The organism is Chryseobacterium sp. CY350 (assembly GCF_027945075.1).
Classification (GTDB): Bacteria; Bacteroidota; Bacteroidia; order Flavobacteriales; family Weeksellaceae; genus Chryseobacterium.
Window position 1 is genome coordinate 178,534 of record NZ_CP116034.1, and the last position, 18,306, is coordinate 196,839.

18 protein-coding genes and 1 riboswitch are annotated in these 18,306 nt (G+C 34.2%); of the genes, 4 read left to right on the forward strand and 14 right to left on the reverse strand.

What is annotated here, in order from left to right; all coding sequences use genetic code 11:
* Positions 1-50 precede the first annotated feature (50 nt).
* On the forward strand, positions 51-485 hold the full coding sequence (locus PGH12_RS00720; RefSeq protein ID WP_267597878.1) for an Lrp/AsnC family transcriptional regulator: 435 nt from the start codon (positions 51-53) through the stop codon (positions 483-485).
* Here PGH12_RS00720 and hxpB read toward each other — a convergent pair.
* From hxpB to PGH12_RS00765, 9 genes are all read right to left on the reverse strand, one after another.
* Complete coding sequence (gene hxpB, locus PGH12_RS00725) at positions 478-1,131, reverse strand: hexitol phosphatase HxpB (protein ID WP_267597877.1); 654 nt, start codon at positions 1,129-1,131, stop codon at positions 478-480. The two genes, PGH12_RS00720 and hxpB, sit on opposite strands and share 8 nt — an antisense overlap.
* Positions 1,131-1,781 carry a thiaminase II gene (gene tenA / locus PGH12_RS00730; RefSeq protein WP_267597876.1) on the reverse strand — a complete coding sequence of 217 codons (651 nt, stop codon included), beginning with the start codon at positions 1,779-1,781 and terminating at the stop codon, positions 1,131-1,133. Before tenA ends, hxpB begins: the two co-directional genes overlap by 1 nt.
* Entirely contained in the window at positions 1,778-2,602 is an 825-nt protein-coding gene (thiD, locus tag PGH12_RS00735) for a bifunctional hydroxymethylpyrimidine kinase/phosphomethylpyrimidine kinase (protein WP_267597875.1), read from the reverse strand. Before thiD ends, tenA begins: the two co-directional genes overlap by 4 nt.
* On the reverse strand, positions 2,599-3,237 hold the full coding sequence (thiE, locus tag PGH12_RS00740) for a thiamine phosphate synthase (RefSeq protein ID WP_267597874.1): 639 nt from the start codon (positions 3,235-3,237) through the stop codon (positions 2,599-2,601). The genes thiD and thiE overlap by 4 nt, the downstream gene beginning before the upstream one ends.
* Positions 3,237-4,031: a hydroxyethylthiazole kinase gene (thiM, locus tag PGH12_RS00745; protein ID WP_267597873.1), complete on the reverse strand. Its 795-nt coding sequence runs from the start codon at positions 4,029-4,031 to the stop codon at positions 3,237-3,239. Before thiM ends, thiE begins: the two co-directional genes overlap by 1 nt.
* A gap of 63 nt (positions 4,032-4,094) precedes the next feature.
* Positions 4,095-4,187, reverse strand: a riboswitch (TPP riboswitch).
* Positions 4,188-4,489: 302 nt separating this feature from the next.
* A complete protein-coding gene (locus tag PGH12_RS00750) occupies positions 4,490-5,143 on the reverse strand; it encodes a CPBP family intramembrane glutamic endopeptidase (protein ID WP_267597872.1) in 654 nt (217 codons plus the stop codon).
* A gap of 57 nt (positions 5,144-5,200) precedes the next feature.
* Complete coding sequence (locus PGH12_RS00755) at positions 5,201-6,298, reverse strand: linear amide C-N hydrolase (RefSeq protein ID WP_267597871.1); 1,098 nt, start codon at positions 6,296-6,298, stop codon at positions 5,201-5,203.
* Positions 6,299-6,345: 47 nt separating this feature from the next.
* A complete protein-coding gene (locus PGH12_RS00760; protein ID WP_267597870.1) occupies positions 6,346-6,987 on the reverse strand; it encodes a DoxX family protein in 642 nt (213 codons plus the stop codon).
* 58 nt (positions 6,988-7,045) lie between these two features.
* Positions 7,046-7,480 carry a GNAT family N-acetyltransferase gene (locus PGH12_RS00765; protein ID WP_267597869.1) on the reverse strand — a complete coding sequence of 145 codons (435 nt, stop codon included), beginning with the start codon at positions 7,478-7,480 and terminating at the stop codon, positions 7,046-7,048.
* 216 nt (positions 7,481-7,696) lie between these two features.
* Here PGH12_RS00765 and PGH12_RS00770 point away from each other — a divergent pair, with 216 nt between their 5' ends.
* The 3 genes from PGH12_RS00770 to PGH12_RS00780 all read left to right on the forward strand — a co-directional run bounded on the left by PGH12_RS00770 (position 7,697) and on the right by PGH12_RS00780 (position 9,461).
* Positions 7,697-8,146, forward strand: coding sequence for a GNAT family N-acetyltransferase (locus PGH12_RS00770; protein WP_267597868.1), 450 nt, complete (start codon positions 7,697-7,699; stop codon positions 8,144-8,146).
* 43 nt (positions 8,147-8,189) lie between these two features.
* A complete protein-coding gene (locus PGH12_RS00775; protein ID WP_267597867.1) occupies positions 8,190-8,873 on the forward strand; it encodes a GNAT family N-acetyltransferase in 684 nt (227 codons plus the stop codon).
* A 363-nt stretch (positions 8,874-9,236) separates the two neighbouring features.
* Positions 9,237-9,461 carry a cysteine hydrolase family protein gene (locus tag PGH12_RS00780; protein ID WP_271286782.1) on the forward strand — a complete coding sequence of 75 codons (225 nt, stop codon included), beginning with the start codon at positions 9,237-9,239 and terminating at the stop codon, positions 9,459-9,461.
* Positions 9,462-9,819: 358 nt separating this feature from the next.
* Here PGH12_RS00780 and PGH12_RS00785 read toward each other — a convergent pair whose 3' ends face one another.
* From PGH12_RS00785 to PGH12_RS00805, 5 genes are all read right to left on the reverse strand, one after another.
* Positions 9,820-11,715, reverse strand: a complete 1,896-nt coding sequence (locus PGH12_RS00785; protein WP_267597865.1) for a DUF4365 domain-containing protein — start codon at positions 11,713-11,715, stop codon at positions 9,820-9,822.
* Positions 11,716-11,818: 103 nt separating this feature from the next.
* Entirely contained in the window at positions 11,819-12,916 is a 1,098-nt protein-coding gene (locus tag PGH12_RS00790) for a putative phage abortive infection protein (protein WP_267597864.1), read from the reverse strand.
* Positions 12,917-12,934: 18 nt separating this feature from the next.
* Positions 12,935-13,972, reverse strand: coding sequence for a hypothetical protein (locus PGH12_RS00795; RefSeq protein WP_267597863.1), 1,038 nt, complete (start codon positions 13,970-13,972; stop codon positions 12,935-12,937).
* A 256-nt stretch (positions 13,973-14,228) separates the two neighbouring features.
* Positions 14,229-15,992, reverse strand: coding sequence for a UvrD-helicase domain-containing protein (locus tag PGH12_RS00800; protein ID WP_267597862.1), 1,764 nt, complete (start codon positions 15,990-15,992; stop codon positions 14,229-14,231).
* Complete coding sequence (locus PGH12_RS00805; protein WP_267597861.1) at positions 15,977-18,067, reverse strand: ATP-dependent nuclease; 2,091 nt, start codon at positions 18,065-18,067, stop codon at positions 15,977-15,979. The genes PGH12_RS00800 and PGH12_RS00805 overlap by 16 nt, the downstream gene beginning before the upstream one ends.
* Positions 18,068-18,306: the final 239 nt, after the last annotated feature.

An 18,306-nucleotide genomic window follows, 5' to 3' on the forward strand; every position in this document is an offset into this window, starting at 1 on the left:
ATGTATAATTTTGCCTAAATCAATTTTATAATGACAGTTTTACAATGGAAATGAGTTTAGATCACTTTGATCGGCAGATTTTAAAAATTTTAAGCGATAATTCCCGACTGGCTTATGCCGAAATCGGTCGCAAGATATCTCTTTCGCAGTCTGCCACGAAGGAGAGAATTCAAAATTTAATTGATGAAGGTATCATTAAAAAATTCAGTATAGATGTTGATTATCAAAAGCTGGGATTCGGTCTTCGCGTGATTATTAATCTGAAGTTCATCAATGATGATTTCAAAAGATTCATCAGCAATATCTCTAAATTTCCGGAAATAGTTCGTTGTCAAAGAATTACTGGAGAATATTGTATTACTGCAGATTGTGTCTTGCGGGACAGTAGCCATCTGACTGATATGATCGACCGTCTGATCAATTATGGAATACCAAGCAGTGCGATTCAATTATCAGAAATTGAAACAGGAAATTTTTTCAGTTAAAGATATTTGTGAGTTGAGATCTGTTTTCATTATTAAAGGCATTCATTATCAGATCGGCTTCATAAACAAACGTATTTTTCATGATGTACGCTGCTGTTTTCATTCCGGCTGATTTTGCCGCAAGGATTCCAGAATAAGAATCTTCGATGGCAATACATAATTTGGGATCGACCTGAAGTTTGTTCGCTGTTAGTTCATAAACCGCTGGATCCGGTTTTCCTCTGGGCACTTCCTCTGCAGATGTCACAGCATTAAAGTAATGGGCAATTCCCAATTTATTTAGAACTACCGGAATTATTATGGACGGAGAATTAGTAGCCAGACCTATCTTAAATCCTAATCCATGTAAAGATTCTATGAATGTTTTAATGCCTTTCATCTCACAATTTTCAGTTTTTATCAGTTCCATGACCCTGCGAACAACTTTTTCCTCTACAGCGTTAAGAGTGAGACCTAACCACGGAAATCTTTTATACCAAAACCTAGTTACTTCTTTAGTTGTCATTGACTTAGTCAATGCCGTAAATTCGTCTAAAACATTTACACCAAGCGAACTGAAAACTTCAGATTCTGCCTGTTTCCAGAATTTTTCAGAATCGATCAGTACACCATCCATATCAAATATAACCGCTTTTACCTGATCCATTAAGCCCATTTTTTAAGATCATATGCAGCTTCCCAGAAATGATATTCCATTCGTGAGGAGGTGATAAATACTTCTGTCATTTTTTCTCTGACAGCAGGAGTAGTTTCTGATGCAACCTCATCACAGAGATTGATCGCCTGTTCTACGGCGTCTGCAAATTCTTCACCACCGTACGTATCAATCCACCTTTGATAGGGATTTTTTTCAGATTGAAGATGATTGTAAATATGGTCTCCCACTTTTTTATAGATCCAAAAGCAGGGCAGAACCGCAGCCATTGCAATCTCTACAGAATCCAGTGCAGCTGTGCTCTTAAGAAAGTGAATATAATGATGACACGCAGGCTGTATTTCTCCTTTTTCAGTTAAGCCGAAGTCTTTAAAATAAGATTCGTGCAGTATATTTTCTACTACTATGGCCGTTTCTGCATATTTAAGATACTTTAATGTTTGACTGATGTCGTTTGCTCTCGCTGCAATCAATGCCAGCGCTCTTCCAAAATGTTCGAGATACAAAGAGTCCTGAGCCATATAGAACTGAAATTTTTCTTTAGGCAAAGTACCATTCGCTAATTCAACGACAAAAGGCATTTCTAGGATAGATTGATATCGATCTTCGATTTGTTTCCAGGTTAATTCAGACCAGGTCATTTTTTAATTAATTTATTTGGGTTAAAAAAGTGATTCAAGGGGCCATTTCCCTTGCCTGTTATTACGTCCTTTCCTTGTTTGATGGCTTCAAAAACATAGTTTTGTGCGAGTTCTACCGCCTTCAATAATTCTTCACCTCGCGCAATGTAAGCGGCAATTGCCGAGGAAAGACTACAGCCGGAACCGTGGGTATTATTAGTGATAAACTTTTCGGTTTCAAAAGAATATTGTTGACCATTTTCATCAAAAAACAATGAGGTTACGGTGGGAGATTCCTGATGTCCGCCTTTCAGCAATATATTTTTACAGCCCGACCTTAAAATCTTTTTTCCTGCAGCCTGCATATCTTCTAAAGTTTTCACATCCATTCCTGCAAGTATCGAAGCCTCATCCATATTGGGTGTGATAACATCTGCCATCGGGAATAGTTTTTTAACAATCGTATCAATGGTTTCTTCTTCGATCAATCGATGTCCGCTTGTGGCCACCATTACAGGATCAAATACGATCGGAATTTTCGGATATTTATTTAAAGTGTTTGCGATCGTTTCTACCAACAGTGAGGTATGAACCATTCCAATCTTAATCGCTTGGGGAACGATGTCATCAAGCACCGCTTCGATCTGATCGGCAACTGCTTCCATTGGAATAGGGTATATCTTTCTCACACCCATTGTATTTTGGACGGGAAGCGCAGTAAGCACGGAGGTAGCGTAACATCCTAAAGCTGAAATTGTCTTGATATCTGCCTGGATTCCGGCACCGCCGCTGCTGTCAAAACCTGCAATTGTCAGCACAGAAGGATACGTATATTTCTTCATTTCAATATTTCATTTTTAAGTTCGAAAGCCGCTTTTTCTGGATTATCAGCAGCACAAATAGCGGATACCACTGCTATTGAATCTGCGCCAGCTTTTATAATTTCGTTTGCATTGGATAAATTGATATTTCCAATGGCAACCAGTGGTTTTGTGGTGAGATATCTTATTTTTGATAAGCCTTCCAATCCCCATTCGGTTACTGTATCTTTTTTAGTATTCGTGCTGAAGATTGGACTGATGCCCAGATAATCTGATAGTTCCGTATGCTCATTTTCCAGCTGGCTAAGGTATTCAATTGAGTAACCGATCATCTTATCCTTAAAGAAATGTTGATTTCTGAGAATTGACGGCGAAATGTCATTATTACCAACGTGAATGCCTGCAGAATCAACTTTTTCGGCAACTTCAAAATGATCATTGATGATGAGTGGGATATTGTACGTATCAGTGATCTCCTTTAGTTTTAAAGCTTTAAAAAGAAAATCTTCCCTTGTCGCATCCTTTTCACGAAGTTGAATGATATCGACGCCGCCTAAGATCGATTGTTCTGCAACTTTAAGAAAATCTTTACCCAAGCAGTCCTCTTCGGAAATGACCAAATATAATTGATAAGGAAATGAAGAATGTGCGGTCATTATTCAACAAGTTTCAAATGAGTGAGAAATTCCTTTTCAGTCAAATTATACAATTTGTCGATAAGGTTGAGCTGTAAGCTTCCGGGACCTGAACTTTTTTCAGAGGCAATTTCTCCTGCAATGCCGATCAGGCTCATCGCTGAAACCACGGCTTCCGTTTTATCTTCAATGACTCCGATGAATGCACCGATCATTGCGGAAGCAGTACAGCCAAGACCTGTAACTTTTGTCATCATTGGATGTCCGTTTTTTAAATAAATAATTTTATTGCCGTTAATGATGATATCAGTTTCACCGGAAATACAGACCACTGAATTGTAATTTTGAACCAGGGTCTTTGCTGCTTCCAAGGCTTCTGTGCTTTGAGCTGTACTGTCTACTCCTTTTGTAATACTGGCATTTGCATTTGCAAGGGCGATGATCTCCGAAGCATTTCCACGAATCGCTGTTGGATGGTATTTTAAAAGCGTACTCAGAACTGTATCACGATAAGCAGTAGCGCCAGCTCCTACAGGATCTAATATCCAGGGCTTTGCTAATTGATCAGCTTTGTTGGCGGCCAGCAGCATTGATTCTTCCCAATATTCATCAAGTGTACCTATATTGACCACTAAAGAATTTGAGATCTTGACCATGTCTAGCACCTCTGGTTTTCCATGAGCCATTATGGGCGATGCGCCAACGGCCAAAAGAGCGTTGGCTGTATTGTTCATCACAACATAATTGGTGATATTATGAACTAGGGGAGAAGTATTTCTTACGTGAAGGATGTGTTGCCAGAGATTATTTTCCATTCTAATATTTGTTTGTAAATAGAAGCTTTAGGATAAAATCCGGAACAACAGTCATTATCAGAATAATGACTTATTGCTTTTCCCTACGTCGGTGTAAGCCGTATCAGGTTCAAAGGGACTGTCTCAATTCTATTTAGAATACCCCTAAAGCGTGAAGCAAAAGTATTGAAAAATTATCAAAATGCTATAATAATTTCGCCTGATATTAAAGGATTAATTTTTATCATTTTTTCTAATAAATTTATTGTTATAGGAGCCCGTAGAAAAATGATCTCACTGGCTTTTTTTTAAATTGCAATCTTACAAATGAATATTTGCAGTACATAATGGCTTCATTTTCATAAGGGTTTCCTTACTTCTTATAAAAATAGAAGCCAAATATATTGATCATCTCTACTATATTTAACTTTCAGATATAAATATGAGAGTTAAAATTAGCTATAAGGTTACCAGATGATTTACCAAATAAATTCATAAAATTCAATATATCCGAAATAACTCAAACTTAAAAATACTGTATCGATCAATCCATGGACGATTATATTGATCCAAATATTTTGATACTTAATATACAACAGTGCAAATGCAATCCCAATTACAAAAGTCATTATTAATCCAGCTATTCCTTGATACATGTGTGGTAAACAAAAGAGTAATGCTGAGAGAACGACTACGATGACCTTTTTATCTCCGAAAACATTTCTCAGCTGAGCAAAAGCAAATGCCCTGAACAACAATTCCTCTCCTATTGCAGCACTGATCCACATTCTGTACAACCATTTAAAATACTGGGACGCATCGCCTTCAATGTGCTTAAATGCAGAATAATCAGCCTGTTCATTACATAGCCAAGTGACAAATGGCTGTACAATAAAATCCAAACCCAGTTCTAAAATCACATAGGAGGCTATAATTACTTTTAGATCATGAAAATTGAGATTCTTAAAATTTAGCATTTTTAGATTTCCATTCTGAAGATATATGATAATCAAAACAAGTATAATGATAACACAGAACGTGTACGGAAATCTAGTCAGTGGATTGTAGATCACCAGAAAAACTACTGCAAGCAAAACGAGGGACATCCACTTATTCTGAAGTACTGATTTCATCGTAAAAATAATTTATTCAAATATATTAATTGGCTGTTTTTTCTAAAAACATCTAAATCATAGCAAAATGTTTTCAAAAAACGATACAATGTTTTTTTTGAGTTTTTCGAAACTAGCGGAATTTCCGAATTCTTTATTGTCGTAGCCAATTGGAAATCCTTTTTCAACATACGTATTGTTTTTAGCTGCTGTAAGAATTTGGAATTTGTCGTTAACGGTTCCCGTGTCATCAGTGTGGATATCTAAATATTTTATTGATGCGTTTTTAGAAAAATCCAACTTGCTGATGTCAATTGTCTTCACCTCTTTTTTCAAGTCAGACCTAAAATAAAGATTCATCTTTTTCGTGTCAATGACCGTCTGCCATTCACCTGGATGTATGGCGTTCAAGATACTCCAGGCATAGTCTACAGGTTTAGCATCGTACTTATAATTCTTCAGCATATAATATGCACGGTTATACCGGTCTTCCCAGTTCTTATTTTGATCAAAATCAAACTTTTCATTTCCACCCAGAAAATCAAACTTTTTAGCAGCAGCCAGATCCTTATGATATTGATTGTTGCAAAGTAAGGGCATCGGCATTTCCTTGTTGGTAAGGACTGTATACTTACCATTCAATAGAGCAATCGTGGCAGAGTTTCCTTTGGCATCGGTCAGAAAAAAATGACTTCCGGCTGCATTAGGCCACCAGTCGATGTTTGGTCCATCATTCAGATGGGCCACAACTTCATTGACCGATTTGTAATTGTCCAGTTGATACTGGATCCATTGTGCCCAGAACATATTGGGCTGCTTTGGATTGTAAACTTTGGTTGTTTCTTCCAGATATAATTCGACCAAAAAAAGACCTTTTTCATTAACCCCGTAGCAAGGAAAATCATATCCCAAAAGATTGAAGGTGACAGATCCGAATTTTGATGTCCATTGTTTATGAGGCTGAAGTTGATCAGTTGTCAAGTTCTGCCAGCTAATGTTCCTTTTAAGAACATCACGTTTGTTGATGACGATCATTCCCGGCATTGTTTTCCAGTTTTCATTGAAACCAACAACATTATGATTTTTACCTGCGAGTAAAAAAGCGGAGCAGGCTCTACTTTGGACTGAATAGACCATCGAAAAAAATACGATAAAACGCAAAAACAAAAATTTCATAAAGAATAATTTAAAGATTTATTATCAGCAGATGTAGAGAGATTCATCTATTGTAGCTTGTGTGATGAACTTACCTTGCTTGAATTTTTCCAGAAAGCAAAATTGGTGTAGAGTAGTGTAGCTACTAAAATGAAGTATACCACTATAGCAATGGTTTCTGAGATCAGATCTTTTTTCGGACCTGCATAGCATAGAATGAGAAGACTTATAATATAAATGATACCGGCATTGATCCAGAGTTTTGATACTGCAGGTGCGTATTTCTTTTTTTGTAAATGGTTATCAGAATATAATTCAGCGATTCTGTTCTTATCCCAATAAAGTAAAATAAAACCGGCGAACATCATCAAGCTTGTGATGATCCATGTTCCTTTGAAGTGAAGAGAAATGGTGATCATCCAGATATTAGTTGTGATCGCTAGAAATAATAATGTACCTATTAATGCAAATCGCTGAGTCATCAGAAGTATTGCTGTAATAATCTGGGCTAACCCCAAAAAATTATAATACATACCTGATTGATAAATGACTTCAAAAAACTGACCTACCGCTTCAGATTTTGGAAGCTGAGTGAATCTTTCACCAATTAATTTTGTAAATCCAGAAGGTACAAATGCCAATGCAATAAGATATCTGATATGGATAATGATCCACTGGATCAATTTAGATTGTTGAACTTTATAAAACATAGATTGGAGAATAGTAGTTGAATATTTTAGACATTAGATGCATTCTTAGTTCTAGAGGTTATATCTTCATAGTGTATCTATCTAGTCCTTCATTAAAACCATCCGCTAAAACATCCACAATCTTAAAACCGTTCTTTTCATAAAATGCCACTGTATGTTGTGAGGTCTCTATTTTGATAATTTTATCGGGATACAATCTTTTTAAAATATCTAGACGAAAACTTGTGAGCAGCTTACCTATTCCCTGTCCGTGGTAATTGGCATCCACCATACCCCAAGATAACCCTGCCTGATCACTCATTTCGTTGAAAAAAATTCCGCCACAGCCCACCGGACCACCGCTAATTTCAACTACGTAATAATGATCGTCAATTTGATCCAAAAACTGTTCAAATTGTTGTAATTCCTCATTTGCAAAAAAATTAGGGAGATTTGTTTTGAAGATTTGGATACAGTTTTCTCTGTAAGCTGTCCTATATTTTGTGATTTGCACGATTGCTTTATATTTATTAGCGAATTTACCATAATCGACCAGATATAGTCAATGGTTAGTTTTAACCAAAAAATGACCAAGTCTCACATTTATCAGAAGTCTGATGTTCATTATGTGATAGCAACTTTCATCGGCTTTAATAGTAATATCTTAAATTTGCAATAGACTTTTATGGAGAATACTTATTAAGAGAATTAGATTAAAAATTAAATATCAATGAAGATCATTTCAGTAAGACAGAATCCGGAATATAAAGATAGAGCAATAAAGTATTTTCAGGAAAGTTGGTCGGAGATTTCGCCGGTTATTTATGAAGATTGTATTTCTAAAAGTATAGATGCACCACAGTCCTTACCTCAGTGGTATCTATTGGAAAATAATGAAAATATAATCGGGTGTGCCGGACTGATAACCAATGATTTTATAAGTAGAATGGACCTCTATCCCTGGATCTGTGCAATTTTTATAGATGAAGAGCATAGAGGAAATGGCTACGGTTCCTTATTGATTGACAAAGCCAAAGAAGATACAAGATTACACGGATTTAAATATTTGAATTTATGTACAGATCATATAGGTTATTATGAGAAATACGGATTTGAATATATAGGCCAAGGGTATCATCCGTGGGAAGAAGAATCGAGAATTTATCAAATTGAAGTATAAAGTGATTTTATAATTTTTTTTAATGGAAAGTATTATATTAAAAATGAAAATAAATAAACTGGATAATCCGGCGTGGTATTCCTTAAATGAAAGCCATAAAGATTTCGTGATCGATTATAATAATATGAAATTTTATGATCCTGATCATTGTCCTTTCGGTGGTGCAGTGAATGATAATGAGACAGAATCAGGAATTGCAGCATATGCTTCTCTTACAGACAATTTTTTTGTAATAGGAAATAGACCTGATATCAATGACAAAGTTCAGATAGAAGGTGAATTGGTCTGCAATCAAATGTTTCTTGATCAACGCATTGACATTGACATTCACGAAAATATTATTGAACTTCATACAGATGATCAAAGAAATGATTTATTTAAGCTTGTTAATTTGGTTCAACCTGGCTATTTCAAAAACAAGACAGCTGATCTGGGAAGTTATTACGGTATCTATAAGAATGATCAACTAATTGCAGTTACGGGAGAGAGAATGAAAATGCATGGCTACACTGAAATGAATGCAATCATTACCCACCCTGAACAAACAGGAAAAGGTTACGCAAAACAGCTGATTGTCCACGCTAGCAATAGGATATTCAACGAATCTAAAATTCCTTATCTGCACGGCGCCGATACCAATTTTAATGCTATTAAACTGTATGAGAAATTAGGGTTTTTAATAAGAAAGAAAATTAGTTTCTGGAAATTACTTACTAAAAAGGGTTAGTAAATAATGACCAAATCTCACTAGGCAATTTTTTTAAATATTGGAATTAAAAACATTTAGTTAAAAAGATGGAAGCATTGATTGAAAAATTAAAAAGCATTGAAGACGGCTTCAAATATATCTTTTAAGCAGGAGATATTATTTTAAAAGATACTTCCATCGGTCATTTGGAATTTGCAACAAAACTGCTGGATGATAATGCTTATCAGATTCGAATGTTAGCCACTTATCTCCTGGTACAAATAGCAGTTGAAAATGCAAAGGCACTTGAAATATTGGAGATTAGAGTTGCGACGGATGACAACTGGAGGGTACAGGAAATGTTGGCCAAGGCATTTGACCATTACTGCGAATCTATCGGATATGAAAGGTCAATGCACGATTGGAGCATGTAAAAACGCGGGTAAAATACTTGAACATTTCAGAAATAAAAATTTACCATTGGTACACGTTCAGCATTTATCGTCCGTAGGATCGGAAGGCGTAAAAATTCATGATACCGTAAAATCTTTGGAAAGTGAAAAAATTGGTTCAAAAATACTACCCGAACAGTTTCAGAGAAACAGATCTTTTACAATATTAAAGTAGATTTACTAGGATGATAAAAAATGCTGATCTGGATTAATCTGGAAGATAAAGCAAAAAAAATGGCTCCATTTAGATTAAATTGGAGCCATTTGGATGTTTGTGAACTTGACAGGACTCTATTCAAACCATTTATTGGCAGATATAGATAATATCTTGAAGGTGTTAAATGATATTTAAATCGTGCTTTGATGTCTCAAAATTAAATGAAAAAAAATGATGTATTTGAGTACTTTCTCATAAATGAAGGATACTATAATTTAATACGTAATTTTACGTCTTCTCTAGTAATCAATATATTTTTCTTTTATCAAAATTAATTGAGTACTTGTAAAAAAGTATATTTAATAAATATAAGTGCTCAATTTAATAGAAAATAATTTTTGTCATCTTCAAAAAAACGTAGTGAAAAATCTCCTTTAGGTATATCTTTTATATATAATTCTACAAAGTTCATTATCGAGTCAATTGCGTTAGGTAATTTCGCACTTAAATATTCAAACAGTAGATCAATATAATTTTCATTGTGATATTGATAAGCTAATCTTATAACATGATATACATTTAAATATGCTTCTCCTTCCTCTAAAAGGCCTGCTACAGTTGCGAAAACCCATAACATAGGATCTTCTTTATGTAGAAGAGCAGCCATAATGTATGAAATAAATGTTTCCAGCATATTTTGGATTTTATTAGCTCTAATTCCATTTTCCACCCAAGCCTCAGAATATAATAAATCGAAGTCAAGAGAGCCATCAATGTTTTTAGTCTGCAATTCTTTACATGCTTTATCTGGTTCTCTATTCTGATATTTCGGATAGTTATTAAGGAGTAAAGAATTAAAGCAAAAAAACTTTAAGTACCATTCATCTTTTTGTACATCATTTTTATCAAATTCTTCAGTTAAAAATTCATCTAATAATTTAATTCCTTTTTCGTATTGCCCTTGATGTATATAAGAGTCAGCCAGAAGGGCTTTTGATAATCTATATTCTGTTTTCAATTCGATTGCCTTTTCATAAAATCTTGCTGCAAAATTAAATTTCTTTAATTCAAATAATAACCCTGCTATTTCAAAATAATAATAGCCTTGCTTTAAATACTCTTTATTAAACTTTCTTGCTTCAAGATAATATGCAAGCGATAATTTTGTCTTGCCAATATTTTTATGAAAACCAGCTAAATTGTAATTCGTTATTGCTATTCCTAATTTGTAGTTTTTTGCTTTGGAATATTTAAGCTGTTTCTGCAAAAATTTCTCAAAAAGATCTTGCCTTAAGGGATTTTGATGCTTTGCAAGCGCCAATATTGCTAACGAAGTATTTTGAATGGAATTGTCTTTTTCTAAATCAAACATAAAATCTAATTGATCTAGAACTTCTTCGGATTTATCTGACAAAAGAAGGTGTGGTAAAAAATTAATTAAAAATTCGTGATTATTCTGGAGAATTTCTATTAACGAATTTTCAAAGAAAATTTTTTCAGCATATTCAGATTTACCCGAATTATAAAGTAATATGCAATAACAAGACAATAAAATATTTGTAAAGTATTCTAAACCTTTGTCATTTAAGCTATTTATGTCGTAACCAACTGAAGAAAATTGACTGTCTGATAATGATAAATATGTTTTGTCATTACCAACTATAATTTGGAGATTCGAATCAACTTCGTTCCTAACTAATTTAAAATAATTATTGTTTTTCTGAATTATTCCTTTAAAAAACTGAACTGTGGAACTGGAAACAAGACTTGAATCAACTAAATTTTTTTTTATGTAAGTCGAAATAGGAAAACTGAAAATTCCTCGTTTTATATTACTAAATCTTGACAGATATTCGACAATTATATCATAACTAAGTGAATTTAAAGTTTTTTCTTCTGAAAATTTAACTTTTATTTTTTCTTCATTTCTTATTTGTGAGGTTAAATCGTTAGCCCAATTATAGTATAATAAATCTTCTTTCATAGAATATCTTATTATCATAACAGGTATTTGATAACTTTGAAACTGTATAATTTTCTCTAGAGTAAAATGAAGATTTTTGACATGATAACTATTTGAATTTTCAGTTGCCTTTAGTTGCACCCAAAATACTAATCCAGTGGAATCTCCATCGTCATTAAAAATTTCTACTTCACAATCAATTCCATAGTCTTTGTCCTTATCCCTGATTACCCATTTTTCAGGTAAAATACTTGATAATGCTTGTCTTGATTTATCTTCTAAGATATGATTTCTAGTTCTTTTGGCCATTCTGTAAAATTCGTTAATAATGTCAATATCAATGTCAAAATGGATGATAAAATTATGATTTTTTTAATTCTTTATGATAATTATACTTCAAAAAAATGGCTGTTTAATGAAAAGAGCCTTTAAGTATTTCCCAGTCGAAGAAAGTAGAATCAGCTTTCATTTCTGCTTCGAACTTTTTATCAGGTTGTATTCCAAAGTCTGCAAATGAAAGTGGTAAATTGGTCAATAAGTGATATTTTTCAATGTACCCATCTGAAATCCAAGAATTACCTAGAATACATATTGAATTGTAGTACAATATAACTTGTTCAAAGTTTGACAATTGTGCTCGTAATATTTTCACATAAGAATATTTAATTTCATTATTCTCATGTTGGAAAACATCGTGTTTTTGGGAATCAACATATTTAACAGTTTGAAACAAATGTCTGTAGTAGTGACCAATTTTTGTCCCGTGCCCGGTGAATGGTTCGTAGAGAAGAATAAAAACTGCTTTTTTGCCATTATGAACTATTTCCAAATCTTTTAATCTGGTATTTTTCACTTTTTTTTCAGATTCATATCTAGCTTTTTCTCTAAGGAAATCTGAATACATTTTTTTTTCTTTTTCCAGCTTTTCAATTGTGTTCTTAAAAAATTGCTGAGAATTTATTTGGGGTAAGATGTGCGAAAATACACTGTCACTAGCATGACCAATCCCATAAAAGAAAATTAAATAAGCCAAATTTGTTAACTGTTCTTTATTTAATCTTGTATCCGTAGGAAATTTGTCGTGCATAGATTCTAAAACGAAGTAAATATACCTTAGCTCAAAATAATATGTGGTAAATGCCTTACGACCAAAGATTTTATTTTGAATGTTTTGTTCGTTTACATTTTCCCTGTGTAATCTTACAAGTTCAAAAAACCTATTTTCAAACCTTTCTATGACGATATCATTTGCCTGCTTGTCAAATTGATCTCTTTGATCTTTGTTAGCATCGTACTGAATATAGAATGCTAAGAACGTTAGAATAGAAGCAAACCAAGCTATTACTGGACCTGCAGTTCCTCCAAAGGCATCGCCGATTGCACCTCCTCTGTCTCCTTCGTAGAAATATCTTGACTGCACATACTCAGGTCCTTCGTAGTATAGGAATAATGCACCAAGAATCCCTACAACCGCAGCAATAAAAAAAATAATTATATTTTTTGTTTTCAAAGCTATATATTTACTTCATTACTCAACATTATTGTAAAACGCTTCTTCAGCTTTTATTAATGGTAGGTGCCATTCCCAAAGTTCCTCAAGTGTATTAAAATTATCGGGTATCTTATTTCCCTCCAGAAACATTTCTCCTGGACTAAGTGGCATTGCCCAATGGCGATAGCTTTCGACCGTTCTTCTAGGATGAAGCGCTAAAGAACTTTTAAAGTAATCTGTACAATAGTGATAATGATGCGTATGTATGAATCTATTCCATGCATTTCTTACATCATCTTCGGGTCTGATATCTATTAATTCAAATTCTTCCATTGCTCGATCTTCAACATCGCCCCAAGCCTCACTTAATAAATCTATAGCTTCAACATCACTAATAGGTGCTGAATAACCAAAAACTGTTACTCTTTCTGCAATTTCCAATCGATCAGAAAGAGAATCCCACTGACCTTTTATGTAAGGATCAGTATTATAATCTTTCTTATCAACCGGATATAATAACTGAGTTGGTTCAAAAAGTTGCTCTGTTTTTTTTGAGTACATTCCAGCAGGTCCAACCGTGCCATTTGATTTGTCAAACCCTAAAGAGACGCATCCATGTAAAAACAATATACCTGGGCTTTTTGTGAATTTTCCATTCCTGACATATGCCTTATAAAGAAAGGGATCCCAATTAAAAGTTGCTATTACGTCTTTTCTAGATCTTAGAGCCAATATCATATAATCATAAATTGTTGGTTCATCGGGTAGATCAAGCTGTTCAAAGTACTTATAAACCTCAAGCTCGATAACCTCTTTTTCATCTGGAAACCTACCTTCATTAGAGATCTTACTGTATAGCTTTTCAAAATCATGCTTCAATGCTCTATAATCATCTGGTAAATGATCAACGATACCGTTTAGCCCAACAATATCTACAATATTCCACATTAAGGGAAGTTTTTTTTCGTTCTTTTCAGGGTTTTTTAGCGTTGATGCAAATGAGGCACCAGCCCCTAGTATTAGTACGTGCGTGCCACTGCCGTGTACTTTTTCGATTTCATCTTGCGTGGTCATGTGTTAATGTTTTTATTTTAGTAAAAATAACCTTAAATAAGTTTCTAAAAAAATATTAAAGTTTTAAACTTTTAGGATATGTTAGAATTAGAAAAAGATATGATAAAGAAATAGATGCTAGCATAACAATGTGGGACATTTTTAAGCACGGAAATCGGATTGTATGTTGCATTTGAGATCATACTAAAACTCCAAGTATTTAAGATTGGAGTTAAGAGCTTTCTTATGTATAAAATATATTTAGAAATTGAAGCTTTTACAAATTACTAATTTCAAATAGATGCTCTATCTTTTTGAGTTTTTCAGCACCTAAGGATGGTACGGAAATAAATAATCTTTCCTTCGCACGACTTAATGCCACATAGAATAATCTGTGAACTTCCAAGCGTAAACTCTGATTTATTAAAAAATCAAATTGCGCCTCAGTTTTCATCACAACTAAAACATTGTCGAATTCATCACCTTTGGACTTATGAATAGTTTTGCAAGATGACCTCTCATCATCTACTTTAAGGCATACAGCTATCTGCTGATAAGTGTAGCGGTCGTAGAAATCTTTTGCTTTACCTCTTGTAGCAGCAGGAAAATTATTCCTGATATCCGAACGGACATGATTGTAGAATTCAAAAAAAGACAGATTTTTATACTGATCATATTTTGACAAAAGATTGGCAAGTCCCTGAAGAGCCATAGCTTTACGGTCATTTTTATTCCCAATATGGAGGTAGTTGAACTGGATCTCCTTCATTGCATCCTTAAACCTTTTTTCTTTTGCAAATTCTACTGCTCTTACACAAGACATGATGGCATTACGTCTATCAGAATTATCTATGTTTGTTAACTCTTCAATTAAGTTCGTTTCAGGTCTGTCTGATGTCATCTGAGTCCCAAGTTCCCGAGCTGTAAGATTATCCCATGATAATATTGTGAGATTTTCACCACAAATCTCTCTAGCATATTCACTAGCAACTCTGTGATTTCCAATTAAAAGTGTACATCGCTCGCCGACTACATTTCTAAAAGGCCGCTGATTCATGTCTCTTCTAACATGATTAAGAATATCGATGATTTCATTTGTACTCCTTCGATTGTCAATAATTTTATAATCTTGCAATCCCTGCAGTTGATAATCTATGAAATGAGCGGGATCTGCTCCTTGAAAGCTGAATATTGATTGTGCCTCATCACCGATAATTCCTGTAATCGTACCCCTTGCAGCAATCATCTGTAGTATTTTCGCTTGAATAGGGGTGGTGTCTTGAAATTCATCAATAAAGAAGTAGGGATATTTTGTTTTAAGAACCTCGACAATGAAAGGATATTGTCTAAGTAAATTATAAGCAAAGAAGAGAACATCTTCATGATGCAATATACCTTTTGCCCAGAATAATTTTTTGTAAGATAATAGTTCTGGAGCCAGTATATTCAGGCAAGTTGCTGCTCCAAAATTCCTTCTTTCACCGTTATCCATAGTATAGAATGCTTTGCTATTGTCTACAGATATTAAGATCTCATCACCATCCAATTTATAGTCTATTGTTGATAGCCAGTTTGCAATACCTGGCATATAGTGTGGTAAAGTTTTTAATTGATTTAATGTGTATGGGTTTCTTAGTCTTGATGAACTATCATTTTCGTCCAGCCACTGTGTAATTTTTTTGCGACTAGCTCGATGTTCTTCATGACCATCCATTTTAATGGTATTGAATCCAAATTGTTCCGCAATGTTACCTATGAACGGTTTGACTACATTGTTGTAGAGAAAACTATGTATCGTGGATACTTCAATTCTATCCGCTCCGAACTGTAATCTTTTTGCTATCGTCTCAACAGCTACATTGGTATAAGTGATACAGGCAATTTTTTTTGTTACACCTAATCTATTGGAGTTTTGAAGCAGATGTCTCATATGATTTACGAGCCAGTGTGTTTTGCCCGCACCAGGTCCCGCAAATATTCTAAAATGCTCTTCAGTGTTTATAATGCTTTCTGATGTGATAGTTGTTACTGGCATATCCATTGAATTGCTTGTTGAATGTATATGGGGACATTGAAATCCTTTTTTGTTTGATCTTCAGGATTTGCAGCTATATTTGGAAGAACAAAATTATCTTCAAGTAGTGTTGCAAGTTCTAATGCATTGGCACCTTTACCTACAGAAGAAAGATATCTTTCCGCTACTATAACATTCTTCAGTTCCTGTTCTGTCCAAGCAGGATCATCTATTGATTCAATGGAAATTCGGAAGTCCCTGGCAGCGGGGCTGTCATGTATTCTATCTAGCAACTCTGCTTTTAAGCGACCAGCATTGTTCAAATTAAGCAGATCACTCAATTCCTCTTTGTTTGAAATTGAGTTTGTTAAAAGGATGTCGTTTCCGAGATTTGACAACATAAGCTCAAATTCAAATGTTTTCCCGTTTTTGTGATTTTGGCCAAAGAATCGAATATTAGGATGTGCCTGGTATTTTTCCAATTTATCATCAATGTGATTTTTGTATTCATAAACTGTATCGTTTTGCCCTGTTTCAAACGTATAACATTTGATAAATGTTCCTTGAACTTTTATTTTTTTTTCAGGATCTTTGTCTTTCAGGCAGACTATTCTTTTAGGTATTGTAAAAGGTTGTATTGAATCGAAAATACGTAGAAAGTGATCAAAATATCTTCCTCCTACTGGAACAATTGCGATGTGGTGATCTTCGATATCAACGCCAATATATTTCGAAAGTGTTGGAAGAAGAACCTGTTCTGCCAAACCTTCTACAAAGATAACTTTTTGTGCAAATAACATATCTGACCTTGTAGCATCTAAAAAACGTTGCACGTAGGCTTTCGATTCCTGACCTGCAGAATCGTTTGCAAAACATTTTCCTGGATATCCAGCTGTAATAATATTGTTTTCATTATGTAGGCATATTATATCATCAAGTGATACTGCAGATGTTATCTGTGTGGAATGAGTCGTTACGAAAATCTGTCTTACCTTCCGTTCCAATCTGTTTTCCTTCAGAAATTTTAAAAATTTATACTGCATCGAAGGGTGTAGATGTGCTTCGGGTTCTTCGATGGCTAATAACGGGAAAACCTTCGCATTGCTTCCAAGATACTTACCATCAGAATTTACCTGCATTTTGGCTAGTAATAATGACATATATATCAAATTATTGTAGCCAAGTCCATTGTGAGTAGCGGGAATCTTTATATCCAGTCCTGCGTAGCCAATAATGAGTTTTAATGCAGAAAACAGCTCTACTTCTGAAATTCCTCCATCGAAGTCAGGTGTAGCATTATTGAATGTGGCACCGGTCTGTCGCGCGTAATTTAAAATTTGATCCTTTCCTGCCAGCATCCTATTCTGTAATTGTGTGATCAATGCCCTTGCCTGTTCTGAAAATACCTGTTTGGCCGCTTTGATTTCAGTTAGTTTTGTTGCTTCAGGCTTTATAGCTTCATCAGCTGATTTTATATCATAATCCAAAAAGAAATCAAGTACGTCTTTGAGCATCGTATTTTTTCCTGTAAACATGTCTCTTTCGACATCTCTAATAGCATTTAAAAATTGAAAGTCAAATTTTCGAAGTGAATCTGAATCAGCTGTCTGCAAAAGGGTAGGGTCACCACCGTATATTTTATACGTGTAAAATCTGAGATAATCCTGTTTGATGACATTCCACGCTTTATCGCGTGTATCACATTCTTCCAATGATGACAAATATTGTTCGTGCTTATCAATGGGTAGGAAAAATTTATAAGTCAATCTTGCTTCATAATCAACATCTAAAATTGTTAACCAATTTGATACCGTGACAAGATCTTCACTATTGGCAGGTTCATCATTACTTTTTGTAAAGGTTAGTGAGATAGTAATGGAAGGAGGTAGTCGTTTAAGATTTTCTAAAGACGTATTTTTCGAAAAATCGTCGAGTTCAAGACGTCTTGAACTTTCGCCATTTATGACAAGGCTAATAGCTTTGATGAGGCTTGTTTTTCCTGAATTGTTATGGCCAATGATAACATTGATACCATCATTAAATAAGATCTCATTTCGAGGGAAATTCCTGAATCCCTCAATTGATATTTTTGAAATATACATGATTTAATAGCTTTTCGATAAATCTACTTAAAATAATTTAATAAGACTTCATCTCGCACCGGATTTAAAAATAGCTTTTCATCCATCATATATTTTTTAATTCCAAAAATCTTCATTAAGTATTTCCGAGTCAATTTTTTTGTCAAAAGAAAGAATATCCGAAAAAAGGTTCAGCTTTGAATCAATGTTTCTGAAAAATATTGATTCTTGAACGCTTGGTACAGATACCAGCATGTAAT

Coding starts and splice junctions, on each gene's coding strand:
- PGH12_RS00720 (WP_267597878.1), top strand. CDS start 51: ATGAGTTTAGATCACTTTGATCGGCAGATTTTAAAAATTTTAAGCGAT.
- hxpB (WP_267597877.1), bottom strand. CDS start 1,131: ATGGATCAGGTAAAAGCGGTTATATTTGATATGGATGGTGTACTGATC.
- tenA (WP_267597876.1), bottom strand. CDS start 1,781: ATGACCTGGTCTGAATTAACCTGGAAACAAATCGAAGATCGATATCAA.
- thiD (WP_267597875.1), bottom strand. CDS start 2,602: ATGAAGAAATATACGTATCCTTCTGTGCTGACAATTGCAGGTTTTGAC.
- thiE (WP_267597874.1), bottom strand. CDS start 3,237: ATGACCGCACATTCTTCATTTCCTTATCAATTATATTTGGTCATTTCC.
- thiM (WP_267597873.1), bottom strand. CDS start 4,031: ATGGAAAATAATCTCTGGCAACACATCCTTCACGTAAGAAATACTTCT.
- PGH12_RS00750 (WP_267597872.1), bottom strand. CDS start 5,143: ATGAAATCAGTACTTCAGAATAAGTGGATGTCCCTCGTTTTGCTTGCA.
- PGH12_RS00755 (WP_267597871.1), bottom strand. CDS start 6,298: ATGAAATTTTTGTTTTTGCGTTTTATCGTATTTTTTTCGATGGTCTAT.
- PGH12_RS00760 (WP_267597870.1), bottom strand. CDS start 6,987: ATGTTTTATAAAGTTCAACAATCTAAATTGATCCAGTGGATCATTATC.
- PGH12_RS00770 (WP_267597868.1), top strand. CDS start 7,697: ATGAAGATCATTTCAGTAAGACAGAATCCGGAATATAAAGATAGAGCA.
- PGH12_RS00775 (WP_267597867.1), top strand. CDS start 8,190: ATGAAAATAAATAAACTGGATAATCCGGCGTGGTATTCCTTAAATGAA.
- PGH12_RS00780 (WP_271286782.1), top strand. CDS start 9,237: ATGAAAGGTCAATGCACGATTGGAGCATGTAAAAACGCGGGTAAAATA.
- PGH12_RS00785 (WP_267597865.1), bottom strand. CDS start 11,715: ATGGCCAAAAGAACTAGAAATCATATCTTAGAAGATAAATCAAGACAA.
- PGH12_RS00795 (WP_267597863.1), bottom strand. CDS start 13,972: ATGACCACGCAAGATGAAATCGAAAAAGTACACGGCAGTGGCACGCAC.
- PGH12_RS00800 (WP_267597862.1), bottom strand. CDS start 15,992: ATGGATATGCCAGTAACAACTATCACATCAGAAAGCATTATAAACACT.
- PGH12_RS00805 (WP_267597861.1), bottom strand. CDS start 18,067: ATGTATATTTCAAAAATATCAATTGAGGGATTCAGGAATTTCCCTCGA.